Raw genomic sequence first — 24234 nt, forward strand, 5'->3', positions numbered from 1 at the left:
TGAGTGTCTTTTATTATTATTTTCGAATTTGCCCATTTCCACGAATCACATATTTTGTAGAAGTTAATGCTGGAAGCCCCATTGGTCCTCTTACGTGTAACTTTTGTGTACTGATACCAATTTCCGCTCCGAATCCAAATTCGGATCCATCTGTAAAACGAGTCGATGCATTATGATAAAGTGCCGCGGCATCTACAGAAGTAAAAAACTTGCTGACGTTTTCCTCGTTTTCAGTAATAATCGCTTCAGAATGCATAGATCCATACGTATTTATATGATGAATCGCTTCTTCAACAGTGGAAACCACTTTCACTGCTAGTGTGAGAGATAAAAACTCAGTTTCCCAGTCTTCTTCTGTCGCAAGTAAGATAGAAGGATCAATCGCCACTGCTTTATTATCACCACGTAGCTCCACACCTCTACCCTTCAAAGAAGAAAACAACTCGCTACCATATTTCTCTGCCCACTTCTCATGAAGAACAATCGTTTCAATCGCATTACATACAGATGGACGCTGCGTTTTTGCATTTATAATAATATCCAATGCCATTTGTTTATCCGCTGTTTCATCAATGAAAATATGACAATTTCCCGCACCTGTTTCAAGTACTGGAACAGACGCTTCTCTCACAACAGTATCGATTAATTGTTTGCCACCTCTTGGAATAAGAACGTCTAGATAATCCTTCATTGTAAACAACTGCTTTGCGCTATCTCGCGTTGTATCTTCTATAAGCTGGACGCTTTCTTGAGGTAAGCTTGTTTGTTTGAGCGCCCTGTGAATAACGGCAACGATCGCTTTATTAGAATGAATAGCAGAAGAACTACCACGTAATATGACTGCGTTTCCTGTTTTCAAACAAATTGTAGCAGCATCCACTGTTACATTCGGTCTTGCCTCATAAATCATCCCAACAACACCCAGTGGTACGCGCATTTCCTGAATAGATAGTCCATTTGGCCTTTCCCATGCACTTACACATTCTCCTACAGGATCACGTAATTCAATTAGCTGCTTAATCCCTTCTGTCATATCAACAATACGCTGTTCATTCAGCATAAGGCGATCAAGGAGAGAATCAGAAAACCCTTTTGCCTTACCTTCTTCTATATCCCGTTTGTTTTCCTCTAAAATATAAGCTGTTTCACTTATTAATTGATTTGCAATTGCAGCAAGTGCTTCGTTTTTTTGATTTGTAGATTTTAGTACAAGTTCCCTAACAACCTCTTTTGCTTTTATCCCCTTTGCCAACACTTCATTCATTTTTATTTCCTCCTTTTTAAAGTGAAACCCAATGATCCCTATGGATGACTTCATAACTATGTCTCTCGCCTCTTACTTGAATATCTTGGCTTTGCATACCTTTTACATCTCTTAGTTCCTCTGCACTATATGTGCATTGTCCTTTTCCTATTACGCGCCCTTGTTGCGTTACAACCTCTACAACTTCACCCACTTGGAAAAATCCTGATACATTCGTAACACCAGCTGGAAGTAAACTCTTACCATGCTGAATGATGGCAGTAGCTGCCCCAGCATCTACTTCAATTTGTCCGCTAACAAGCGAATGCAAGGCAATCCATTGCTTGTTCATCTTCATTTCTTTTTGAGGAGCATTACCGACATACGTTCCATCACCCTTACCCTTCAAAACATCTACAAACTTTTCCTGTCCACGTCCTGTTCCGATAAATACACTCACACCAAGAGAGAGTGCTGTCTTTGCAGCATCGATTTTTGATTTCATACCGCCAGTCCCAAGTTTTGAGCCAGCATCTCCTGCAAGAGAAGAAATTTCTTCCGTAACTTCAGGAAGAAAATAATATTTTTTTGCATCCGCATTTTTCTGAGGATTTTTGTCATATAACCCGTTCACATCTGTAAAGATCATAAGCATATCCGCCGAAACAAGCCCGCTTACTAAAGCTGACAGCATATCATTATCACCGAACGTCAGCTCCTCTAAAGAGATGGAATCATTTTCATTAATAATTGGAAGAGCGGAACGGTTTAATAATTCTCCTAACGTAGCGTAAGCATTACTATACTGTTCTTTTCTAGAAAAATCACTTCTCGTCAACAAAAGTTGCGCAGTAACGATGCCATATTTACGGAATTCCTCCGTGTACGCCTGCATTAACAAACTTTGTCCGACAGCTGCTGCAGCCTGTTTCCCTTTAATCGTTACAGGTCTGCTAGGATATCCTAGCGCTGAAAAACCTGCAGCGACGGCTCCAGATGTAATTAACACAACCTCGTGCCCATCAGCTTTCAACCGAGCCAATGCGGCAACGTGATCTGAAAGCTGTTCTGTAGAGATGCCTCCGTGACTATCTGCCAAGGAACTACTCCCAATCTTTACAACAACTCGTTGTTTTTTCACTTTTTTATCCCCCAAGTCTAAAATCAAAGTTTTTTATAAATTACACTTCATTCACTTTGTAACTATATCTATTCTCATCAATGCTGCACTGAAGTATTTAAGAGCAAAATAAAAATGACCGCTTCGCCCTTAATAAAATAAAAAGGACGAAACGGTCATTGTTCCGCGGTACCACCTTAATTGATATACATAGATATCCACTTGGTGCCTATAACGCAGGCGAACGCCTAAACTTTCATTTAAGACTCAGGGATAGGTTCGATATATTCTATACGAGGAATCTTTCAGCCGGTGAATTCCACTCTCTTTCGCAAGAAGACATATGTACTAATTCCCTTCAACGATTTTCAATCTAATTTTTTTATATTATGCGATATAGTTCGATTCGGTGTCAAGAGGTATTTTTAAAAATAAATAGAGCCACAAGTTATTTGTATGAAATTATCGCCCTACTGAATGAAAATACAAAATGATATAAGTTTAACTCATATTCATAAACATAAAATCTTAAATTATAGTGTATATATTTACATAATGTCGAATATAATTAATTTTTATCTTTTAGTGTTGCAAAAAGGAATATATTCTCTTAGAATGTTTCTTTATATTGCACAGGGATGTTATTCTTATTCTAAGAAAATAATATCAAACCGATATAATTGATTATAAAAGGAGCAAGATTGAGTTATTATGGATAAACAAATTGGATTCATCGGTTGCGGAAATATGGGAATGGCTATGATTGGCGGAATGATAAACAAAAATATAGTGTCTTCAAATCATATTATTTGTTCAGATTTAAACACTGCTAATTTAAAAAATGCTAGTGAAAAATATGGGCTAACTACAACTACCGACAACAATAAAGTAGCTAAAAATGCTGATATTTTAATTTTATCAATCAAACCAGACCTATACGCATCAATAATTAATGAAATAAAAGAAGTAATCAAAAACGATGCTATCATCATTACGATCGCTGCTGGGAAAAGTATTGAAAGTACTGAAAATGCCTTTAATAAAAAATTAAAGGTTGTAAGAGTAATGCCTAATACTCCTGCTCTTGTTGGAGAAGGAATGTCTGCATTATGCCCTAATGAAATGGTGACAGAAAAAGATTTAGAAGATGTACTAAACATTTTCAATAGTTTTGGTCAAACAGAGATCGTAAGTGAAAAATTAATGGATGTTGTAACATCTGTAAGTGGTTCTTCACCAGCTTATGTATATATGATTATAGAAGCGATGGCAGATGCTGCTGTACTAGATGGTATGCCAAGAAATCAAGCATATAAATTCGCTGCTCAAGCTGTGTTAGGCTCTGCAAAAATGGTACTAGAAACAGGAATACATCCAGGTGAATTGAAAGATATGGTTTGTTCTCCTGGTGGAACGACAATAGAAGCTGTAGCAACATTAGAGGAAAAAGGATTACGAACAGCGATTATTTCAGCTATGCAACGTTGTACGCAAAAGTCTGTTGAACTATCTGGTCAAACTAAAAAATAAAACTATAAAAGAGATTACGTTAGCTATGAATTCACATAATTTTAATTAAAAATTCACTACATGATAAACGGCCAAACTCATATAAAATTTAGCTTGGCCGTTCCGCTTTTTAATTATATTAAAATAATTTCATTCGAATCTTCTTTAAAGGTTCTGTTTTATCCCTTACCTATTCCCTACTATGATTGTGTAATTTTATTAGAAACTAATAATTTTTCAATGCATTTCGGTAACATATCTATTAGTGTTTCAAATGCGTAGTTTACATCTAGACGTTCTGTCCATTGATGTGCATCTTTTCCTACCGGCCCCATATTTAATACTGAAACATCAAACTCTTCTAATTCCTGAAGTGGAATTGAATAACCTTTATCCCATAATGGCATATTGTCTACAAGAGAACTCATTGAATCCAGTGGATACTGCAAGCCTACATAGCTTAAATCTGAAATCCCCCCAAAATAATTTTGGTTTTCAAATGTAATCTTATGATTGTAGTGTGCATACTTTTCCATTTCTACAACTACCTCTTTTATTAAAGGATTGTTGCGCGAACTCACAGCTGGATAGTACGGCGGAGCGAAGAAAAGTACAATCATCGGTGCCTTTTCTTTACATAAAATCGCTAATTTATCTACTAAATCAATCGTTACCGCACGATCATCTTTATCTTCTCTATTTTTTATAATATTAGATTGAATATGATTTATTTTTTCTTGTCCATGTTGCTCAATTGCATATGTGATAAGCTCTTCATAAGTTAATACATTTACTTTAAGATTAGGTGGTATAAATGGATTATATTTAGAAAAACGATATGCATGTTTTTCATACGACTCTTCTATTTTCTCTGCTACTTTCGTTACTTTTTGACGTAACAATGAAACTACATCTGTCATTGATTTTTCTAATAAAAACAAATTAAATAATGTAACTGCACGATGCGGAATTTGTACAGAATAATCCTCCTTTAAGTCCCTTTGAAGTAAGTTAGTTGGCGGAGGACTCGCTTCCCCTTCTACAATATCACAAAGGTCTGTGTTTAACTCTAATTCTGCTGTTATTAATGAAGCCATATAACTCCCATTTAAGCCTGCAAAAGGTTCACCTACATGTGTCTCTTTTCCATAGCAAAGAAAACCAGGTAACACTTTACCAATAGAGCCAGTGTAAATATACTTATTTTGGTCACCAGGATGTCTTGAAAACATAGGCTCTGAGTTTAAGACCGTTTTATAATCTAAGTTATGCTCTCTAGCTAAATCTAACAGTCTTGGAACAGCGGCCCTCATCCCTACAGAATTCACTTCTTCATCTGGTACAGCCAATAAAAGAACATTCCCATCGAATCTTCCTTCACATGCTTGTTCAATCATTGCCATTTGTAATGCTAGACCGCATTTCATATCCATTGTTCCTCTACCAAACAGCCATTCCCCATGTTCTATATCTTCACGTACATGGTCTGGAAGTTCATCTTTATGAGAATAAAACATAGATGTTAACTTTTTAGGATTAAATGCATCTTCTTTCCACACTCCGTAATCTTGTACATCTACAACATCAAAGTGACTTACTAGAATTACAGTATTTTTTATACTATCGCTTTTCTTTACTAGTGCTGTAACAAAATATCGTCCGTCCCCTGTCGGATTTTTTTGTAAATGATGCGGGTTTTCTTTGAAGTACTGTAAATCAGATAACTGTTCCACAACAAAGTCTGGCAATATTACTTCAGCTTCTGAACCGGTAATACTAGGAATTTCAACAAGACCGCTTAATAATTGAATCAATTGTTCTTTTGATTGCCACTTTGACATATAAATCCCCCTATTTTTCCACATTATGAAAACTAATTCCAGTATATGAATAAAAAATGACGACAGCTATCAAAATTATAGTTCTGATGTACTGCCGATTTTTATTGATATTTCATGAGCCGCTTGTTTTACCTTGCTAATAAGAAAAGATAGTCGATCATCATTAATACGATGACTAATTAACCCAACACTTAATGCTCCTACTACTTTATGATTAAATCCGATTATAGGTGCAGCTACTGAAGCTGTCCCTTCTGTTTTTTCACCATAACTGACAGCATATCCTTCATTTTTTATTTGCTTTATTTGATTAAGAAGAATTTGCTTTTGTTCTGGTAATGAAGAAAGTAAATTTTCTACAATATGTTCCATTTCATTCGTTTTCATATTGGCAAGCATCGTTTTATTTGCGGCACCAATTGAAAGTGGAATTTGTTCCCCTAGATTATCGATAACTCGAATTTTTAAAGGACTATCAATTCTTTCAATGATAATAGAATGTGTTCCGTTTGGAATATTTAAATAGACACTTTCCTCCACTTCAGCAGCTAAACGTTTCATCACTTCTCTTGCAACAGATCTGTAGTCTACCTTCTCCAATTGACGTAACCCTATTTCCATCCACATTGGTCCAATTTTGTACTGTTTTGTCTCTGAAATTTGTGTAACTAACCCATGCTCCATTAAAGAGTTAAGTAATCTATGTACTGTACTAACCGGGAGATGTGTTCCATCAGCTATATCAGAAATAGCCCAATACTCTTTTTCATTTGTAGAATTCAATAATTTAATAATACTTATCGCTCGATCAATGGACTGTACCATAACTCGCCTCAACTTTACTCGTAATATGTTAGTATGCTTAATTAACTATCAATTTAGCAAACATTCGAAATGAAATCAATCTATTTATTTAATTTTCTAACAATAAAAACATATCACTAACAAAGAATTGAAAACGCAAACAAAAAAATATTGACTTTTCTTTTTAATTATCTGAAAATTATAACAAGATTTCACATCACGGAATACATTCCATAATACGGAAAAACATCAAACTTTATTCTATCAACTATGAAAGTGAGGAAAACAATGGCGCAAGTAAGCAATACAAACAATGAATTAAAACGGACGATGAAAAGTAGACACTTATTCATGATTGCACTCGGTGGTGTGATTGGAACGGGGTTATTTAACGGATCTGGCTTTATTATAAGTCAAGCTGGACCTGGCGGATCCGTACTTGCCTTTATGGCCGGTGGATTATTAATGTATTTCGTTATGCTATGTCTTGGTGAACTTGCTGTAGCCATGCCTGTTTCAGGTTCTTTCCAAGAATATGCCACTAAGTTCATCAATCCTGCAACTGGCTTTACAATCGGATGGTTGTATTGGTTAAGCTGGGCGAATACGACCGGTCTTGAATTTACAACTGCCGGCATTACAATGCAGCGCTGGTTTCCTGATATTCCTGTTTGGGTTTGGTGTTTAATATTTGGCGTTACAATCTTCACTATTAACGCATTATCTGCTCGTAGTTATGCAGAAACAGAATTTTGGTTTTCAAGTATAAAAGTATCTGCCATTATCGCTTTCATTATTCTTGGCGGCGCCGCTATGTTCGGTTTTATTGATTTAAAAGGTGACGAACCCGCTCCGCTATTATCAAATTTCGTAAATCATGGTGGTTTATTCCCAAATGGACTTGCCGCTATTCTTTTAACAATGGTTACAGTCAACTATTCCTTCCAAGGTACAGAACTTGTTGGAATCGCAGCAGGTGAAAGTGAAGATCCAGCAAAAACTTTACCTCGTTCTATTAGAAATATTATATGGCGCACGATGTTTTTCTTCGTCTTAGCAATCTTTGTTCTTGTTGCTTTAATTCCTTGGGAAGAAGCTGGATTAACAAAGAGCCCATTCGTTGCTGTTTTTGATAATATCGGTATTCCATATGCAGCTGATATTATGAACTTTGTTATTCTTACTGCTGTTCTTTCTGTTGCAAACTCAGGACTATACGCTGCTACTCGAATGCTTTGGTCTTTATCAAAAAACGAAATGGCTCCAGCCTTTTTAAAGAAATTATCATCACGTGGGATTCCTCTCAACGCTTTAATCATGACGATAGCTATTTCTGCTTTTTCTCTTTTGACAAGCGTAGTAGCTGCTGAAACTGTTTACTTGTGGCTCATTTCAATTTCCGGAGTCATTACCATTATTGTTTGGATGTCAATTTGTGTTTCTCAATTCTTTTTCCGCAAACATTATTTAGCAGACGGCGGAAAATTAGAAGACTTAAAATTTAAAACGCCACTTTATCCACTCGTACCAATTCTTGGTTTTGGATTGTATGGCATTATATTAATCAGTCTTATTTTTATCCCAGAACAACGACTTGGAATCTATTGCACTGTCCCATTTATCATCTTTTGCTACACTTACTATCACTTTAAAGTTAAGAAAAGAAATTCTACTAACACTCATAGTGAAACTAAAATTAGCGAGACTTCGTAATATTTGACGATACATAAAAGACCACACATGGCGTTTCACTTCATGTGTGGTCTTTTATCGTTCCTTCTCTCATTTCCCCCTACTATTGAAAGAATTATTTATAACACTTTAAGTTCTGGATTGCTCAGGTGAACTTTGGGTTGAAAAATGAGCATTTCTATACCTTTCCCGAAATTTCAAGTTCTGCTAATGATGTTGTAGAAAGTGTTAATGTAGTAAATACTATAATACTAACAATTACTATTTTTACTATTCATAAGTTGATGATTCTGCTTACTATTACTGTTTTGTTTTGATATATTTAATATATATTTAAAGACAGACAGGAGTTAGATACGATGATAAAAGGTTTTGGAGGAATATTTTGGAGAACTAAGAATCTTGAAGTTATAAAAAAATGGTACAGTGAAGTGTTGAAACTTGATATAGAAGATTGGAATGGAACTGTGATTAAACCCCAGTTAGGAAATGAGACCATCTTTTCTTTCTTTACAGAGAATGACAATTATTTTCCAAAAGAACAACAAGTGATGTTAAATTTCGAAGTACATAATCTAAACGAGACTATAAAGCATCTTGAGAATATTGGTGTACCTCTTGAGAAGAAAGAAGAAATCAGTGAATTTGGACAGTTTATTTGGATTAAGGATCCTGAAGGTCGATTGATCGAACTTTGGGAGAAATAGTGGATTCTACTTATTTACTATTAAGTTAACAGCTGCGTTAATACATCAAGGTAAATAAAAAAGTCGATTCCTTTAACTCCACAGGAAATCGATTTTTTTTTGGAGTTAAACTTCTTAGCTTTGTAAATCCTCATTTTTCAAATTCTACCCTATGGCCACCAACTTAAAAACATAAAAAAACGCTATTCTTACGAAAAGAATAGCGTTTTTCATTATTTAAATATGATTTCATCTGAATTTAATAGATATATCCCCTCTCCTACAAAAGTAGTAGAGTGTTCATTTAAACACTTACTACCTCAGTGGGATTTATCACATTCCAATTTCAATATAATAGTAAATAGGTATATCGGATATAGATGTACATTACTAGGCTTATACATATTTCAACTTTAGAATTACATTCACTATTTAATTGGTAGTTACCAATAAAGAAAGGAATGATCATAATAATACAGAACATATACGAAACTCATTTACATGTAAGAAATTTAGAAAACGCAATAAATTTCTATCAAAACAAGCTAGGATTAACGTTAGCAAGAAAATTCTCCAAAAGAAGAGTGGCTTTCTTTTGGGTCGGAGAAAATAAACAACAAATGCTTGGACTATGGGAAGTACATAACATTGAAGACTTTGAACCGAGACATTTTGCTTTTGTTGTAAATTTAGAGTTTTTAATGACTTCTAAAGCGTGGTTAGAGGAACGTGGAATAGCAGTGATAGGAAGTCAAGGAAAAGGAAATCAAAAGCCAATTGTCCAAAGATGGATGCCTGCTGCAAGTGTATACTTTCTAGATTGTGATGGAAATAAATTAGAATTCATTTCTATGTTACATAAGAATCCAGATGAATTAGAATATGCGTCCTATTTAAGTGTATGGAATGAGGAACACCAAGAAAAATGAATGGAATTTCCGTTCAAGTTTTTTCTTATTTTTGGATATAATGTTGTACGATTCCCCATTTACTATAAATTTGTTAACATAATGCATTTACTGTCATCTTATATTTGTACTTACGTACGAGCTATTCCTAATCTGCTTCAATTACAATTTGAATTATGTAAATTTTCTTCTTATCTGGCATCTACTCTTTAAACACAAACTCCCCTTAAATCGAAAATGATTAAGGGGAGTATTATATACGATGCAATTATAGTTCAGATTTCACTCGAACAGAAACATTATTTTTAATTATATTTTTGACATCTTTAAAGCTAACAAAATTGTTACTTTTCTCATCCCAAAGGCGGAAACGTAGTGATTGTAAGCTTGTAGCAAGCGTAATCGTTGGTACATTTTTTAACGGAAGCGTATTATTGTGTGCCTCTTCTAGTTTATAGTTAGGTACTCTTGGGCTTAAATGGTGAACATGATGGAATCCAATATTACCCGTTAGAAATTGCAAAATTTTAGGAAGCTTATAAAAAGAACTTCCTTCCACTGCCGCTTTCACATATTCCCAATCTTTATCCTCTTCAAAATAAGAATCCTCAAATGTGTGCTGTACGTAAAACAACCAAATCCCTACTGAACCTGCTATTAAAAATATAGAACCATGTACTAAAAGAAACGATTGCCATCCAATTGCCCAGCAAAGCATTCCTATAATAGCAACGATTAAAATATTCGTTAAATAAGTGTTCATACGTTCTTTTTTTCTAGCACCTTTTCGGTTAAATCTATTTTTAAGCAGGAAAACATAAATCGGGCCTAACCCAAACATAACGAATGGATTGCGATATAAACGATATGCTAAACGGAGTCTAAATGGTGCAGCTACATATTCATCAACTGTAAGCGTCCAAATATCCCCTGTACCCCTCTTATCCAAATTACCACTTGTAGCGTGGTGAATAGAATGTTCATGCCCCCACTGATCAAATGGGAATAATGTTAAAACACCCATACACGTTCCAACTATTCTATTTGCACGTCGACTTTTAAAGAACGAATAATGGGTGCAATCATGAAAAATAATGAAAATCCTTGTCATAAATCCAGCGGCTAACAGTGCTGGAACTAATGTTAACCAATAAGAAACTGACAAACTTTTATAAGCAAGGTACCATAAAATAATAAATGGCACGATTGTGTTGATCAGTTGCCAAACACTTTTTTTAATCGTTGATTTTTCAAAAGGAGCAACTTGTTTTTTTAAATTTTTAGTATTTTCTAAGGTCATTGTTCTAATTCCTTTCCTTTTTGTTGCTAATTCATATTATAGCACACTATTAGTATCAGGTGTTAAAAGTAGCTATAATAAATATTTTATACTATGAAAATCTCTTTTTTCTTACTCATTACTTACAAATTTCTTACGTCCAAAATAGCTTCTATAATTGGACAGACGGAGCATTTTATGTATCAAAGAAACTTCGAATTTTTCCAATAAGTACATAAAAAAACAGAGAGTTTTTTCACAAGAAGAAAAGAGCTGTCATAAGTCAGTTTCACCGACTTGTGGCAGCTCCTCTTCGTTTTACCTTATTTTATCGATGAAGCCAAACCGCACCTGCAGACTTGTCTTCAGCTTGGCCTACTACTTCAAACTTCAGTCCTAGTTTCGGCAACTTACGTCCTGCATCAGGAATGATGCTGTTGATATATTGCTTAGAATCATCAAATTTTGCCACTCCTGGTAATCCTTTATAATCAAAGATACCGCGAGTTGGTGAATTTACTTTCCATGCTGGTGTTTGATCAAATGAGAATGCCGCATCGGCAATTTGATAACGCGTACTGCTCTTCACAGTAGGTTGTCCGTTTAATGTCCCTACAATTGCCTCTGGATGGGAATCTACTACTCCTAAGAACCCTTCACCTGGATGAACGCCTACCCAGTTATCTGTAAAGCTTTGATCCGCATACCATACAACCATTCCTGTATTAAATACTGGGCCACGTGCATGTTGTAACGCAGTGTCAGAACCAGCGTAATTTCTCCACTCTACATAGTAATTATGTTTTTTCTGTTCAAATCCGTTAGACACAGTAAAGCCTTTTAACGTCATTGCTGGCTGACCTTCTGCATCATCAGAGAAAACAACTTTTCCATCTACAGTTAATGCTGCATTATCTAACGCAAATCCTTTATAAGCTACTGCAATATCTGTTAAGTACTCAAATTGCAGTTTTACTTTTTTTCCTTTGAATTGGCTTAAATCGTATGATTTATCAACCCACTTACCATCAGTTGTATCCGCGCCGCCTTTTACATCTTTTTCGCCCATTCTATCAATGCGTGTCTTCGTTCCATCTTCTGCAATCGCATATACGTCAAGGAAATCATACTTCGCTTCAAGTTCGTAAAATGCCTTATAATCGAACTTAGCATCCTTTGCATTTGTTAAGTCAAATACTGGTGTCTCAAGTGTTGTATGAATGTCATTTCCTTTTGTACTATAATAGAACTTCTTACCAAACGCCGATTCGATATTTTTTATATCTTTGTCCGGCAAGTTAACACGAACGATTCCAGGTCGTTTAGATTTTGTAGTACTTTGATCTACATATGTCGCAACACCGATGCCTTTGCTAAGTTTGTCATAATCTACTTCAAGGATATTCGCCCAATTCCCCTTCATATTCTTTTGGAAAAACTCTTTATTTTGTGGTGAGAAACTCGTTGGCTCTGTTCCTGCAATTTTTCCAGCCCAGCTACCACCACTCATAATAGACCATGACTCAACAGGTTCACCTTGTCCTGAGTACTTTGTATCATATTCATCTGGTAAGCCTAAATCATGGCCATACTCATGTGCAAACACACCAACCGCTCCGTCTTCAGGCTCGATTGTATAATCGTATGCAGCCATCTTTCCGCCCCAGTTCGAAACAGAAGATTTCGTGCCATCAATTGCATATGGTTTTGAACCTAGTTTTGAACGATGTGACCAAATCGCATCATCTTTCAATTTACCGCCGCCAGCTTCTTGACCAACGCCAGCATGTACAACCATTAAATGATCAATAATTCCATCTGGCTCATTTTTATTTCCATCACCATCTTGATCGTATTGATCAAATTGGTCATAGTCTGCTAAATTGATTCCTTTTGCTACCGCTGCTTTTAATGCTTCTTTCACAAAATCTTTTGGTCCTAAAGGCCCCTTGTTATCATGCCCAGTACCCGCATCAGCACCATAATCTGATGCTTTTCCTGGAACAGTAAGCCATTCTGTTACAGTCCCATCAACTGTATAGCTACCACCAGATTGTTCTTCATAATATTGCTTAAATGTGTTAATCTTCGATCCATCAAATAAAGTGAATGGTTCATCACCAAATAACATTTTTTGATAATGTTCACGATTAAAGTCCTTAGAATACATGTATCCTGGCTCTTGATCAATATTGTTATGCTTAAAATCGCTAAATTCTACAAGTAAAACAAGTACTTTATCTTTTCGAACAGCTCCATTGTATTCTTCTTGCTTCGCTGATGTAGTAGGTACTTTTCCATTTAATTTCCCTGGATTTAATGCTGCACCTTGTCCAGCTACTGGACCTATTTCAGGCTGCTGTGCCTGTTCATTTTCCTTCATTTTTGCATCTTTTACTTTTTTCATAAAATCAGAAGCTTCTTGTGTAAGACTATCTCCTGTTAAGATTTCTTTCCCAGGGTTTTCCCCTTTCTTTTTCTCAACATATTTTTCGACAGCTTTTGACGTCTCAGCTTGTGATGCAGATTGATCAATTACCCCCCGTTGTTTTAGCGCTTCTGCCAAACGCTCCTCCGGTATTAAGTGCTCATCTATTGGTAGAGATGATGTTGGTGTCTCAGCATACGCTGCGTGACCTCCAAAAGCAAACGTACTACTTAGTACCGCTGCTGTTGTTAATACCGCTAATGGTTTTAATTTCTTTTTCTTTTTCAATGTATTTCCTCCCCAGTGTCTGCAAATTATCGTTTTTTGCCGATAACAACATAATATTCGTTATAATACGAATATTCAATCTTTTTCAACAAATAAAATGTTGAGAAATATTTTTTTATGCAGAGTGAAATACAAAAGATAGAAAAACAAACAGGCTCTCCTATAAATAACAGTGAACTTTTATATGTTCTTAGTTACAATCAAAATCCAGTAAATCTGAGATTTATATTTTTTTAATAAAAATAAGAATTAAATATTTTCTATACTATTTAATCTATGGATTACCACATTACTCACTATTCTCATTATTACAAGCTAATAGTGGTTCGTACATCATTATAGCGTGATTCTCCGTTACATATTGATCTTCTATTAACTGTTTCTGTTGATTATATACTTTACGTTGAATCACATTATGTCGTATATAACCGCCCCAGTATGCAGGTTGAATTGAGTGTTCTTTCTCATACACTTCATATTGATAAAGTTGCGGATAGACTGTTCTCCATTCACCAACTAAATATTCATCTGTCATATAAAGGTGAAGTTGATACGGTTGGTCCGTTTCATTTTTAATTTGTAAATCCAAATAGTTATAGGAACAAGTCGCTCCACTCCCAAACGGTTGAGTTCGCCTAGAATCAGGAAAGACATCAAAGCTATGACGATATCGTTCTGTTACTGTCAGTGGTGTATGTAAAGTCATCCAATATATTAAATTCGAAAGCTGACAAAGACCTCCTCCAATACCTGTTTGAAAAGATCCGTAGTGTAATACCATACCTTCTACATACCCTTTTTTCCTCGTAGGCTTACCTATTAAACGCCAGTAAGAAAATGTTTCTCCTGGTCTAATGACGATACCATTTAGTTTTTTAACAGCAATTTTCAAATTAACAACCTTATTCTGTTGATACCACATATCTACATCTTTGAGCTTACGAAGTAATATCGTTCGGTGCTGAATTGCTGTACAAGGTAGCTTTTCTTGTTGGAGCCTTTTTGCATATGTTTTTCCGTCTACTAACCACTGAATGTATCTCTTTGTAGAGTAATACCACGTCCCTAGCATAATGCGATACTTAGACCGCTGTTTAGGACGTAAGTGCACTATATTCATTTTATTCCCTCTCTCTTTCTTCAACTAAATTCTAATATACCTCTAATTCAATGAACTACAGTTTTCTTAGCTGCATAATAATTTTCGTAAATAAAGTGAAACTTTAATCAGCCCTCACCAATCGGGCTTTTACAGGCAGCCCGATCCCCACCTAACTTCTTTGCTTTCGCTGAATTTTGAGGTGGGGGTCTTACTGCCCAGCAAATAGCGGGATAAAAAAGACGCAAAAAAATAATAAATTTACTCTAGTGGAGATTTTATTTTGATGCTTGCTTTATAATTATATGAAACTGCGCTACAATACGATAAATTGAAATAAACATATTATAAATATAACGAATAATATTAAATAAGAAATAATGAAAATTAAAGAAACTCTAAAGTATTAATATATTTTTCATAAATATTAATTGATAATACATTAGACTTTACTATATGTATAAATTCTCTATTCTACAAAACGAAATTTTTTAATGTAAGAAAAAAATATAATTCCCCTTTAACATTTATACAAGTCTCATCTGGAAAACTTTCCAAAACAATCCGAACCCTTATATTTAGAATAAACGCAAAAAATTGCCACCAGTTAGCTTAACTGGTTAGCAATTTTTTAACGAGAATGCTTTACAAATAGTTGAATTGCTTCTTCTGGTACATAGCACTTTCCATTACTCTCTACAATAATACTTCCTAATTCATACCCTTTACCATTGATACGAATTATATTTTTGTTACCAAATAGTTGTGCTTCTACTTTATTATGTTTTACCACGAGTAACGAGTTTGCTCCTTCGGTTTTGTCAGCTGTTACAGTTGCACCGACTTTCTTAAAGGCTTGTTCACTCTCTAAAAATATTTTATTCGTTACTTCTTCTAAGTTAAAGCCCATCGCTTTCGCCATCGTCTTCGCAATGTCTGTATTTTGGATTAAGCCTTCTGGTTTTTGAGGTCCATAAGAATGTAAAAATACATCCTCACCTGTATGTCCTCCTGTCGTAAAGCCGATATTTGCACGATTAGCCAATAATATAGTAAGAATTCGTCCTACATCCATTTTCTTTTTTGCCGCTTTTAATTTTTCTTTTTCATCATGAGTTAGATTATCCAAACCGTATAGTTTAGCTACATCTTCTACATTTGATAAATCAGATTTCAGTTTATTTATAGTTCCTTCAAGTGTCATTTTCGCCTTTTTCAATGAATCAATGTATGCAGAAACCGGTGTAGTATTGTATCCTTTTGTCGTATTTCTATTCCCTATAGAGATACCGCTGTTACCATGATCAGTTAAAGCTATGAGCATCGTATCCCCATCTTTCTTCGCAAATTGTAATGCCTTTGCTACCGCTTCATCAAATGCCAATACATCACTAATCATCCCAATTGGATCATTAGCATGCGCTGCCCAATCAGGCTTACTACCTTCTACGAATAAAAAGAAACCATCTTTGTCTTTTGATAATGTTTGAATTGCTTTTTCTGTCATTTGAGAAAGTGTTGGTTGTTCTGGATTTGTTGCTATACGATCTATATCAAACGCAAGAGCATGATTTGAGAAAGAGCCCCAAATTTTATTAGATTTGGAGTTCAATAACGCATCTTTCGTTTCAACAAAATCGTATCCTTTGTCTTGAATCACCTTTACTAAATTTTCACCATCTTTTCGGATTCCATTACTTTTCATAGGTAGCAGCGCCGCTTTTCCCCCGCCTAATACGACATCTATATTTTGATATACTTGCTGCTTCGCAATTACGTCAAATTGCTTGCGATTGACATGGTGAGCCGAGAATCCCGCCGGAGTAGCATGCTGAATTTCAGATGTAGCAACAATTCCAGTTGCACGGCCAGTACGTTTTGCACCTTCCAATACGTTTGCGACCGGCCGTAACTTGTCCTCTTCTTTTATTGGCTTTAAGTTAGGTGAATTTACAATAGAAGGTAGTACGCCTACATATCCTGAATTCGATTTATTTCCAGTTGCTAATGCTGTTGCTGCTGGCGCTGAGTCTGTAATAGCTGATTCCGCCGAAAACGTACGAACACCTCCTGTTACAATTTGATCTAACGTAAGCGGTGCCCCTTTATACCAGCGAGCCAATGTTGTCGCCGTTGAACTCGTTCCGTCCATAACCATCATAATTATATTTTTAGGCTGGTGTTCTACTTTTTTCACCTTAGCTTTGGCCGCATGATAATTCATCATACTTTCCGTACTTAATACGCTTACTATTATAGCTCCCACTAATAGTAATTTTTTCATCTTCACACCATAATTAACCATGATTGTTCCTCCATAAACTTTGCATTCATTTCAATACACCTTATTTCCTTTTTCATTCCACAACCTACATATGTTTTATTAGTTCCCAATTCTTATAAAGCTAACAATAGTTACTTTCTCTTTCTTTCCTTAATTAAATACCGGTATGTGTCATCTATCTTATAAAAAAGATTTAGCATCCTTTTCATTAATTACTTGTTTAACAATAAATCCTCGATTAAAAGGAATAAAAATTTATTGTTAAACAATAAATTTCATGTTAAATTAATAAGATAATAAATAAATGAGGTGCTTTTTATGAAACAAGGATCCACACTCTTTTTAAAGACCGTTGTGATTCTGATCGGAATCCCCGTTCTTGCTATGTGCATTTTTTTAGTCCCTAAAATAGGAAATTTCGCCGCAGAATTATATCCAGATATTTCATATATTAAATATCTTGTATTTATCAATTTATACGCAACAGCAATACCTTATTACTTCGCACTGTACCAAACATTTAAGCTTTTAAACTATATTGATAAAAACAACGCATTCTCAGAGTTATCTGTTCAAGCTTTAAAAAATATTAAGTACAGCGCATTGGCAATTAGTGTATTATATGTATTAGGTATGCCACTTTTCTATCTCGTGGCAGAGAGAGATGATGCCCCTGGCATTATTATTATCGGAATGATTATGATTTTTGCTTCAATGGTAATCGCGGTCTTTGCTGCCGTTCTCCAAAGACTATTAAAAGATGCTATAGATATAAAATCAGAAAATGATTTAACGGTCTGAGGTGAATAATATGGCAATTATTATTAATATTGATGTAATGTTAGCAAAAAGAAAAATGAGTGTAACAGAACTTTCGGAGAAGGTTGGAATTACAATGGCTAACCTTTCTATCTTGAAAAATGGAAAAGCAAAAGCAGTCCGTTTTTCAACTTTAGAAGCAATATGTAAAGCATTAGAATGCCAACCGGGGGATATTTTAGAATATCAACCTAAAGATACCGAATAAAAAGAGTCCTTCATACGAGTAATGGGTTCAGTTTAGGAAGAGAAAAATGCTAATAAACATTAGAAATAACAAACTAAAACGCTCAGAAAATATTCTGAGCGTTTTTTATTTCCTTCTTCAACTAAAGCACCAGTTAGTGTAAAAAGCTATTTCACCATTTGTATGGCTAACTTATCTTTTAACATTGACCTATATGAGTCAATTTCATATTTTGTATTATTGATTGTTTCTTTTTTCATTTTTAACATATCGAATATTTCTAATTCTAAATTCCTTCTAGCTTCAAGAACTTTTATCGCTCCTTCTACACCTGAATGGTGATGTTCTTTCCCATAGCCTTGGTTAGTGTAATAGTCGATAATTCCTGTGGACCATTCTGGAGTTCTTTCTTTTAACGCCTTCCTAAATGAAAATTCAAGATTATCTTGTTCTACATACAATAACATTGGGTTTAAATTCTCTATGATTTTTGCAACTTTCATTACATAATTTATTATTTTTTCTTTTTGTTCACCATATTTAATCATCCCAATAGTTAATGGATTTTGTATGAAACAACATTCAAAGATATAAACCTTATTGTCTTCTAGAGCGATTTCAGTAAAGTCATTCCATTTGTCAGCAATTAATTCAACATTTTTATCGAATGGTAATTCGTATATATCATTTTTTAAAATAATGTTAAATAATTCGTCCGAAAACTGGTCACCAAACTCATTTTTCATCTTTCTGTATGGTAATAAATAATTGCTTCCTTTTTTTAGAACTTTCTTAAGGAGCACTTCTTTAAAATCTCCACTGTTAGATAATAATCTATTGAACTCAAATTTATTAAAACAAGATACACCATCATAGTCGGCTGGGTGGTTCAAATTTCCCTCTAAAAATAGTTCAACTTCAATTTTATTTTGGCTTAGAATTTCATTTATTAGCTTTGCAGTGGTTGATTTTCCAAATCCAGGTAACCCTTCTATTATTATTAGTTTTGTATTCATAGTTATAAACCCCTATCTTCAAAGTATTTAACCAAGATTAAAAAAATCACTTAATCCACTACAATCACCCCTTCAAAATATGATATTTACCATTTCCTTTGAAAAAACCTTCTTAAAGTAATCTGAACGCTAGTTTAAGAACATTTTTTCACAATCTCTATAATTATTTTAACATAAATTTTCCATTTATCTTATTATTTAGAACGCTATTTAACTATATAAAAGCGCTTAAACACTGAAATAACAATAAAAAAAGGGATGCTAAATCATAAGTGATTTACATCCCTAATTTGTATGTTATTTTATATTTTCACTCCCGTAACTATACCCGTTATCATACGAAAAGGACTCTTTTTATTTCACATTACGGCGCAAAACTAATTTGACCAGTAAACAATAGGATAATCGCTATGATCCAAAATATAAAAAATGATGAGGACAGTATTAATGAAAGGATAGCAATCACCTTCTTCTCTGTTTTTTTCGTCATTGTGATTATTGAAAGCATGATACCTACACCTGTCAGGGCAATTGTAATATAATCTCCAACTATATTACCTGCATTCGCTATCCTTGTTGGCGTTATAAAAACGAATAGAAAACACAAAATGCCGATGAGTAAAGATATATAGCTTATTATACTGTACTTCTTTTTAGGAACTATTTCTGTTTTCATACTAATCCCACCCCTTCTATATAGCTATGAGTTTATATTAGCATGAATAACCATAATTTGGTTATGATAAAAAGCAGATAAAACGGACACTATCACTTTATCTGTCAGTTTATTTCTATCTAACAACTAACCTGACTATTTCTTTACTAAAGATATACAATCATTCTTTAATCCACGGCAATTGGTATATAATAGCTCTAAAAAATAAAGACTGTACCTTTAAAATGAAAGATACAGTCTTTATTAATAACTTTTTTTATAAAGAAAACTCTCTATCACTCACTACCTTAAAAAACTCCGAGTAATGTGATAAAGAATAATCCGCTACATCACAATTACCTTGAAACATACATGTTGAAATACCTAATTCTTTTGCAGGTAATAAATCTAATTCTCTATCTCCAATAGCTAAATCAATATTGTATTTTTTATGCAGATGATTATAAGCTAAAGAGTTTGGCTTTCGAGGAAAGCCATCGTCAATTGTAACCATATCTACGAAGTATTTTTCCCAGCCGTAATAGTTTAAAATGCCCATAACCCCTTCCCTATGTTTATGGGTCATAATCACATTTTTATTTGCAAATTTCAAAACCTCTTCGACACCTACAAAAGGTTTCATATCTTTTGACGTGAATTTTCCCTTCAAAACTTTAATCTTTTCTTCCTGCTCGCATGAAATATTATAATACTGAATTGCATGAGAGTATGATATTTTTAAGTTTTTGTATATTTCTTGTTTTTCTACTGAATCACCTAATATTTCAGAAAGCATCATTGTATATGCAGGATACGTATCAAATAACGTCCCATCAAAATCCCATAAAATATTCATTCTATTCACCTTCTATGTTCAAATCATTTAATGACTAAATCCGCCCTATCCCTCGGTGATTCCATTTCTAAGTAATAATCCTCTGCTTTCCAATACCTATTTTCAAACTTTGAAAGGTTTTTCTGTGTCTCCTCACTCTCACGTAGAAACCTTGTCTCTCTTGGACAGTCCAAATAGACCATATAATGAAAGAAATCTCTCCATTCTTTTCGCTGCAGAAAAACTCCTTCAATAACAATTACGCCTACAATAGGAATCTGTACTTTTTTCATTTCACATGAGTCTGTTTCCTCTTGATAAAAAGGCAAAGTTAATTTTGTCTCATGTTGTAACTTCTGAAAAAACTTCTGCCTCAAGTATGTAATATCCCACTGTAAACAATAATACTCATACCATTCTTCATGGTTTGTATAATAGCGTCGATTACGCTCCACTATATGATCATCAATATGGAAAATATGAAACGGAATGCCTTCTTGTTTCATATTTTCTTTTAAATTTGCTACGAATGTTGTTTTTCCTGAACGACTTAAACCATCTATACCTAAAATGAATCTATTTTCCCTATGATTCTTCATAATCGTTATAAGTTCGTTTGTACTCATTACTTCTTCCACTCTTCTTTTAATAAAGAATATAAAATGGTATCATGAGCAACTCCATTTTGAATCATATGTTTTCGAAGTAATCCTTCTTCTTGAAATCCTGCTTTTATTAACAACTTTTGAGAAGCTTTATTTTCTACATATACAACCGCTGCGATTCTTATCAGTTGCAGCATTTCAAATCCGTAAGCTAAAATCGCTTGTAATGCTTCCGATGCATATCCTTGTCCCCAATATGTATCATCTAATTCATAACCAATTTCAGCTCGTTTATGATTATTATTAATTAAATGAAATCCGCACGTTCCGATTAATTGGCCCGTCCCTTTTTTCTCGATTCCCCAGCGAAATACACTGCCCTCTTCATAACGATTTTTAAACGTTTGAATCGTTGTTTTCGCTTGCTCAATATTTTCAAAAGAATCCATTCCGAAATAACGTATAACTGATTCTTTCGAAAAATATTGGAACATCGTTTCTGCATCTAATAGTGTAAGTTCTCTTAAGAGTAAACGTTCTGTTTCTAGTTTTGGAAATCCCATCTCTCTTTCTCCCTCTATTCTAATGAACTGCAAATTTCAATATAATTTCCATCTGGATCAGCAATGTAGGCAATTGTTTGTCCCCACGGTTTTACAATAGGTTCAACTAAAATCTTGATTCCTTGTTCTCTAAATTGCTCAATCGTTTCTTGTACATTCTCAACAACGAATCCTAATTCGAAATGAGAAGACTTTAATTCACCTTCTGTAAGCGGTAGTCCTGTTAATTCTTTCACATCTTGCCGCGTATTCATCGCTAAAATGGTAGTTCCAGTATTAAATTCAATATATGTACCATGCTCTGCTTTTATAGGTAACTGTAAAATATCTTTATAGAATTTTAAACATTCCTCAAACTTTTCTACATATAAAATGATGTACTTCATTTTCAAATCCATTTTACATCCCCCTTTATATCTATCCCTAAAATTTCGACAAAAGTCTCACAAAAACCTTGTTCCTTGTAGTAATGAGCAAAAAAAATGAGGCCGATTTCTCGGCCCCCCAGCTTATTGGCATAAAACAGGAGATTTGGTTTGGACATAACCAGTTCGTGCTTTTATTATATTTCATTTTTTCTGAATTTTAAATACATTAAACACCTATTTATATTGAGAAAGTTTTTTGCTTGCATAAAATTAAAGATTTTAAGAAATGATACAAATGGAGGTGTATACATATGGAACCAATGCTATGTCCAAGCTGTAAAACGAACCGTACTCGCTTTAATATTCTTGAACAACAAGTAAAACCAGTCAAATTAAATCCACAAACTGGTCAAGTAGAAGAAGAATACACAAATGAAACGATGAATGCTTTTCATATGGCCTATCAAGGACCTACATACCGTGTCCAGTGTGCTGTATGCGGACTTGTTGAAAACCCAGAACAATTTATTAAACCTGCGCAAAATCAGTCTTTCTAATAAAAACATTATTATCCCTTGTAGAAATAGATTTTTCTATAAGGGATTTTTCCATTTAATAAGTTAATTAAAGATGTATTTCTTCCTTATTATATATTAAAACCCATACCCTTTTGGTAATATTTACATAAGGGAGGTAAAACAAATGATTTTAAATAAAAAGATAATGCTTCCATCAACATTTATACTAGTAACTTGCCACATAGTCATCTTTTACTTTTGGATCTTCGATTTTGAAAAAATAACGACTCCTTACGGTCTAACAATATGGATTGTTTCTACTATTTGTGGTCTTTTACTTTATTACCATTTTAAAAATCAAAAATCTAATAAAGTGATATTTATTGCTAATTCTTTATTATTAATTATTTCTTCTTCATTTATGATTTTTTTAGGTATTGTTACTGGTATTATCTTTGTAACTGTTAATTCTATGAATTAAAAAGGTAGTCTTTTATTATGTAAAAAAGAATGAACAAAATAAATATATATAAAGATTAGAGAAGATGATTTCCCAATATATCTTCTCTAAGAATATCACTCTTTGTTAAAATATTTCCTTTTTCATTTTTTTAAGCTTTCTAAATAAATTAATAAACGCATATGAATATATACAAACTAAAAACCCTACCATACCTCTATATAATCCTGATTCTGATACTCCAAGAAAACATAAGTAAAGCACTGGAATTAACGTTACAAACATAATTGCAACGAACTGTATCAATTCAACAAGTTTTTGTATCTTCGTTTCTTTGTCTGAATAAATATCAGGTAACTCATTTTCCTCGTCTACTTCTTTACAGAAATAATTCCATTTCGCAAAACTCGTTACATGTTTCCAGCCACACATTTCATATATATCAATATATTCTAGTTGTTTTTCTTTCGAATCTATATAATCCAGTCTAAAATCCGCTTTATATATTACATCTTTCGGTTCAGTTTTCTTAAACGTATACATTACATTATACTTTTGTAAAGCCCATCCTTTTTGATGCATTTTTCTTAAAAAAGCTTCTTCTTTTTCCAAGCTCCCTATCGCGAAAGGTTTGAATAACTTCTTTGTCTCCATATTCCATTCACTCCCCTAATATACTATTCCCATTCCTTACAGATCTCTGTAACCTGTTATACTCGAGCTCTAACACTTCTCTCCCAAACGTTGTTAACTCATAGCATTTCTTTCTATCTGTAGAGGCAACTTCAACAATTAATTTTTCTTTTAGTAATTTCGTCGTATTCCCGTATAACGTACCAGGACCGAGTTTTACTTCTCCATTTGTCATCTCTTCTACCATTTGCATAATTCCATAACCATGCATTGGCTTTACAAGTGACAATAATATGTAGTATGTCGCCTCAGTTAACGGAATATATTTTTGCGCCTTCGCATTCATTATAACTACCTCCGATACATCGCCTTATGATATATCGACTAACGATAC

The 24234-nt window shown here is 34.0% G+C and carries 24 protein-coding genes and 1 other annotated feature; of the genes, 8 read left to right on the top strand and 16 right to left on the bottom strand.

Annotated elements, in window-relative coordinates:
- Positions 1–16 precede the first annotated feature (16 nt).
- Positions 17–1264 carry a glutamate-5-semialdehyde dehydrogenase gene (locus BUA87_RS06465; protein ID WP_072938802.1) on the bottom strand — a complete coding sequence of 416 codons (1248 nt, stop codon included), beginning with the start codon at positions 1262–1264 and terminating at the stop codon, positions 17–19.
- A 16-nt stretch (positions 1265–1280) separates the two neighbouring features.
- Positions 1281–2384, bottom strand: a complete 1104-nt coding sequence (gene proB, locus BUA87_RS06470) for a glutamate 5-kinase (RefSeq protein ID WP_000744798.1) — start codon at positions 2382–2384, stop codon at positions 1281–1283.
- A gap of 139 nt (positions 2385–2523) precedes the next feature.
- Positions 2524–2734 (bottom strand) — a binding site (T-box leader).
- A 340-nt stretch (positions 2735–3074) separates the two neighbouring features.
- On the opposite strand from proB, the gene proC reads away from it, so the two are divergent.
- Positions 3075–3893: a pyrroline-5-carboxylate reductase gene (gene proC, locus BUA87_RS06475; protein ID WP_000360722.1), complete on the top strand. Its 819-nt coding sequence runs from the start codon at positions 3075–3077 to the stop codon at positions 3891–3893.
- Positions 3894–4072: 179 nt separating this feature from the next.
- Here proC and BUA87_RS06480 read toward each other — a convergent pair whose 3' ends face one another.
- Together BUA87_RS06480 and BUA87_RS06485 are read right to left on the bottom strand one after the other, a co-directional pair.
- A complete protein-coding gene (locus tag BUA87_RS06480) occupies positions 4073–5737 on the bottom strand; it encodes a M20/M25/M40 family metallo-hydrolase (RefSeq protein WP_072938805.1) in 1665 nt (554 codons plus the stop codon).
- A 51-nt stretch (positions 5738–5788) separates the two neighbouring features.
- On the bottom strand, positions 5789–6538 hold the full coding sequence (locus BUA87_RS06485; protein WP_000250751.1) for an IclR family transcriptional regulator: 750 nt from the start codon (positions 6536–6538) through the stop codon (positions 5789–5791).
- A gap of 267 nt (positions 6539–6805) precedes the next feature.
- Between BUA87_RS06485 and BUA87_RS06495 the strand changes: the two genes are divergently transcribed.
- The 3 genes from BUA87_RS06495 (at position 6806) to BUA87_RS06505 (ending at position 9824) form a co-directional block, all read left to right on the top strand.
- Positions 6806–8230, top strand: coding sequence for an amino acid permease (locus BUA87_RS06495; RefSeq protein ID WP_000079995.1), 1425 nt, complete (start codon positions 6806–6808; stop codon positions 8228–8230).
- A 338-nt stretch (positions 8231–8568) separates the two neighbouring features.
- Positions 8569–8916 carry a VOC family protein gene (locus BUA87_RS06500; RefSeq protein WP_000589591.1) on the top strand — a complete coding sequence of 116 codons (348 nt, stop codon included), beginning with the start codon at positions 8569–8571 and terminating at the stop codon, positions 8914–8916.
- A 449-nt stretch (positions 8917–9365) separates the two neighbouring features.
- Complete coding sequence (locus tag BUA87_RS06505; RefSeq protein WP_072939501.1) at positions 9366–9824, top strand: VOC family protein; 459 nt, start codon at positions 9366–9368, stop codon at positions 9822–9824.
- 247 nt (positions 9825–10071) lie between these two features.
- Here the strand turns inward: BUA87_RS06505 and BUA87_RS06510 are convergent, their stop codons facing one another.
- From BUA87_RS06510 to BUA87_RS06525, 4 genes are all read right to left on the bottom strand, one after another.
- Positions 10072–11103: a Delta(5) desaturase DesA gene (locus BUA87_RS06510; RefSeq protein WP_000171498.1), complete on the bottom strand. Its 1032-nt coding sequence runs from the start codon at positions 11101–11103 to the stop codon at positions 10072–10074.
- A 307-nt stretch (positions 11104–11410) separates the two neighbouring features.
- Positions 11411–13798: an immune inhibitor A domain-containing protein gene (locus BUA87_RS06515; protein WP_000727445.1), complete on the bottom strand. Its 2388-nt coding sequence runs from the start codon at positions 13796–13798 to the stop codon at positions 11411–11413.
- Positions 13799–14087: 289 nt separating this feature from the next.
- Complete coding sequence (locus tag BUA87_RS06520) at positions 14088–14918, bottom strand: VanW family protein (RefSeq protein ID WP_016081140.1); 831 nt, start codon at positions 14916–14918, stop codon at positions 14088–14090.
- 610 nt (positions 14919–15528) lie between these two features.
- Positions 15529–17202 (bottom strand): alkaline phosphatase, encoded by a 1674-nt coding sequence (locus BUA87_RS06525; protein ID WP_000248720.1) that lies wholly within the window; start codon positions 17200–17202, stop codon positions 15529–15531.
- A 297-nt stretch (positions 17203–17499) separates the two neighbouring features.
- Here BUA87_RS06525 and BUA87_RS06530 point away from each other — a divergent pair, with 297 nt between their 5' ends.
- Together BUA87_RS06530 and BUA87_RS06535 are read left to right on the top strand one after the other, a co-directional pair.
- The gene (locus tag BUA87_RS06530; protein WP_000809125.1) at positions 17500–17982 is read left to right on the top strand and encodes a DUF2975 domain-containing protein; all 483 of its coding nucleotides are present in this window, start codon (positions 17500–17502) and stop codon (positions 17980–17982) included.
- A 10-nt stretch (positions 17983–17992) separates the two neighbouring features.
- Positions 17993–18208 (top strand): helix-turn-helix domain-containing protein, encoded by a 216-nt coding sequence (locus BUA87_RS06535; RefSeq protein WP_000974623.1) that lies wholly within the window; start codon positions 17993–17995, stop codon positions 18206–18208.
- A 146-nt stretch (positions 18209–18354) separates the two neighbouring features.
- Here BUA87_RS06535 and BUA87_RS06540 read toward each other — a convergent pair whose 3' ends face one another.
- The 6 genes from BUA87_RS06540 to BUA87_RS06565 all read right to left on the bottom strand — a co-directional run bounded on the left by BUA87_RS06540 (position 18355) and on the right by BUA87_RS06565 (position 22259).
- The gene (locus BUA87_RS06540) at positions 18355–19203 is read right to left on the bottom strand and encodes a P-loop NTPase family protein (protein WP_071714185.1); all 849 of its coding nucleotides are present in this window, start codon (positions 19201–19203) and stop codon (positions 18355–18357) included.
- Between the two features lie 364 nt (positions 19204–19567).
- Positions 19568–19879: a hypothetical protein gene (locus BUA87_RS06545; RefSeq protein WP_071714184.1), complete on the bottom strand. Its 312-nt coding sequence runs from the start codon at positions 19877–19879 to the stop codon at positions 19568–19570.
- Positions 19880–20135: 256 nt separating this feature from the next.
- On the bottom strand, positions 20136–20714 hold the full coding sequence (locus BUA87_RS06550; protein WP_071714183.1) for an HAD-IA family hydrolase: 579 nt from the start codon (positions 20712–20714) through the stop codon (positions 20136–20138).
- A gap of 23 nt (positions 20715–20737) precedes the next feature.
- The gene (locus BUA87_RS06555) at positions 20738–21319 is read right to left on the bottom strand and encodes a kinase (RefSeq protein WP_000106123.1); all 582 of its coding nucleotides are present in this window, start codon (positions 21317–21319) and stop codon (positions 20738–20740) included.
- On the bottom strand, positions 21319–21861 hold the full coding sequence (locus BUA87_RS06560) for a GNAT family N-acetyltransferase (protein ID WP_000506652.1): 543 nt from the start codon (positions 21859–21861) through the stop codon (positions 21319–21321). Before BUA87_RS06560 ends, BUA87_RS06555 begins: the two co-directional genes overlap by 1 nt.
- A gap of 14 nt (positions 21862–21875) precedes the next feature.
- Entirely contained in the window at positions 21876–22259 is a 384-nt protein-coding gene (locus tag BUA87_RS06565) for a VOC family protein (RefSeq protein WP_000364497.1), read from the bottom strand.
- Between the two features lie 281 nt (positions 22260–22540).
- On the opposite strand from BUA87_RS06565, the gene BUA87_RS06570 reads away from it, so the two are divergent.
- Both BUA87_RS06570 and BUA87_RS06575 read left to right on the top strand, forming a co-directional pair.
- The gene (locus tag BUA87_RS06570; protein ID WP_000433609.1) at positions 22541–22786 is read left to right on the top strand and encodes a hypothetical protein; all 246 of its coding nucleotides are present in this window, start codon (positions 22541–22543) and stop codon (positions 22784–22786) included.
- A gap of 145 nt (positions 22787–22931) precedes the next feature.
- Positions 22932–23228: a hypothetical protein gene (locus BUA87_RS06575; RefSeq protein WP_000602670.1), complete on the top strand. Its 297-nt coding sequence runs from the start codon at positions 22932–22934 to the stop codon at positions 23226–23228.
- A 105-nt stretch (positions 23229–23333) separates the two neighbouring features.
- On the opposite strand, the gene BUA87_RS06580 is transcribed toward BUA87_RS06575, so the two are convergent.
- Complete coding sequence (locus tag BUA87_RS06580; protein WP_307839223.1) at positions 23334–23789, bottom strand: DUF2812 domain-containing protein; 456 nt, start codon at positions 23787–23789, stop codon at positions 23334–23336.
- Positions 23790–23868: 79 nt separating this feature from the next.
- Positions 23869–24186, bottom strand: coding sequence for a PadR family transcriptional regulator (locus BUA87_RS06585; RefSeq protein ID WP_000991893.1), 318 nt, complete (start codon positions 24184–24186; stop codon positions 23869–23871).
- Positions 24187–24234 lie beyond the last annotated feature (48 nt).

The sequence above is a fragment of the Bacillus sp. bc15 genome (assembly GCF_900142585.1).
GTDB classification, from domain to species: domain Bacteria; phylum Bacillota; class Bacilli; order Bacillales; family Bacillaceae_G; genus Bacillus_A; species Bacillus_A cereus.

Excerpts from the sequence above, each read along its gene's own strand:
- BUA87_RS06465 (WP_072938802.1), bottom strand. The coding sequence starts at position 1,264 with ATGAATGAAGTGTTGGCAAAGGGGATAAAAGCAAAAGAGGTTGTTAGG.
- proC (WP_000360722.1), top strand. The coding sequence starts at position 3,075 with ATGGATAAACAAATTGGATTCATCGGTTGCGGAAATATGGGAATGGCT.
- BUA87_RS06480 (WP_072938805.1), bottom strand. The coding sequence starts at position 5,737 with ATGTGGAAAAATAGGGGGATTTATATGTCAAAGTGGCAATCAAAAGAA.
- BUA87_RS06485 (WP_000250751.1), bottom strand. The coding sequence starts at position 6,538 with ATGGTACAGTCCATTGATCGAGCGATAAGTATTATTAAATTATTGAAT.
- BUA87_RS06495 (WP_000079995.1), top strand. The coding sequence starts at position 6,806 with ATGGCGCAAGTAAGCAATACAAACAATGAATTAAAACGGACGATGAAA.
- BUA87_RS06500 (WP_000589591.1), top strand. The coding sequence starts at position 8,569 with ATGATAAAAGGTTTTGGAGGAATATTTTGGAGAACTAAGAATCTTGAA.
- BUA87_RS06510 (WP_000171498.1), bottom strand. The coding sequence starts at position 11,103 with ATGACCTTAGAAAATACTAAAAATTTAAAAAAACAAGTTGCTCCTTTT.
- BUA87_RS06520 (WP_016081140.1), bottom strand. The coding sequence starts at position 14,918 with ATGAATATAGTGCACTTACGTCCTAAACAGCGGTCTAAGTATCGCATT.
- BUA87_RS06525 (WP_000248720.1), bottom strand. The coding sequence starts at position 17,202 with ATGGTTAATTATGGTGTGAAGATGAAAAAATTACTATTAGTGGGAGCT.
- BUA87_RS06530 (WP_000809125.1), top strand. The coding sequence starts at position 17,500 with ATGAAACAAGGATCCACACTCTTTTTAAAGACCGTTGTGATTCTGATC.
- BUA87_RS06535 (WP_000974623.1), top strand. The coding sequence starts at position 17,993 with ATGGCAATTATTATTAATATTGATGTAATGTTAGCAAAAAGAAAAATG.
- BUA87_RS06540 (WP_071714185.1), bottom strand. The coding sequence starts at position 19,203 with ATGAATACAAAACTAATAATAATAGAAGGGTTACCTGGATTTGGAAAA.
- BUA87_RS06545 (WP_071714184.1), bottom strand. The coding sequence starts at position 19,879 with ATGAAAACAGAAATAGTTCCTAAAAAGAAGTACAGTATAATAAGCTAT.
- BUA87_RS06550 (WP_071714183.1), bottom strand. The coding sequence starts at position 20,714 with ATGAATATTTTATGGGATTTTGATGGGACGTTATTTGATACGTATCCT.
- BUA87_RS06555 (WP_000106123.1), bottom strand. The coding sequence starts at position 21,319 with ATGAGTACAAACGAACTTATAACGATTATGAAGAATCATAGGGAAAAT.
- BUA87_RS06560 (WP_000506652.1), bottom strand. The coding sequence starts at position 21,861 with ATGGGATTTCCAAAACTAGAAACAGAACGTTTACTCTTAAGAGAACTT.
- BUA87_RS06565 (WP_000364497.1), bottom strand. The coding sequence starts at position 22,259 with ATGGATTTGAAAATGAAGTACATCATTTTATATGTAGAAAAGTTTGAG.
- BUA87_RS06570 (WP_000433609.1), top strand. The coding sequence starts at position 22,541 with ATGGAACCAATGCTATGTCCAAGCTGTAAAACGAACCGTACTCGCTTT.
- BUA87_RS06575 (WP_000602670.1), top strand. The coding sequence starts at position 22,932 with ATGATTTTAAATAAAAAGATAATGCTTCCATCAACATTTATACTAGTA.
- BUA87_RS06580 (WP_307839223.1), bottom strand. The coding sequence starts at position 23,789 with ATGCATCAAAAAGGATGGGCTTTACAAAAGTATAATGTAATGTATACG.
- BUA87_RS06585 (WP_000991893.1), bottom strand. The coding sequence starts at position 24,186 with ATGAATGCGAAGGCGCAAAAATATATTCCGTTAACTGAGGCGACATAC.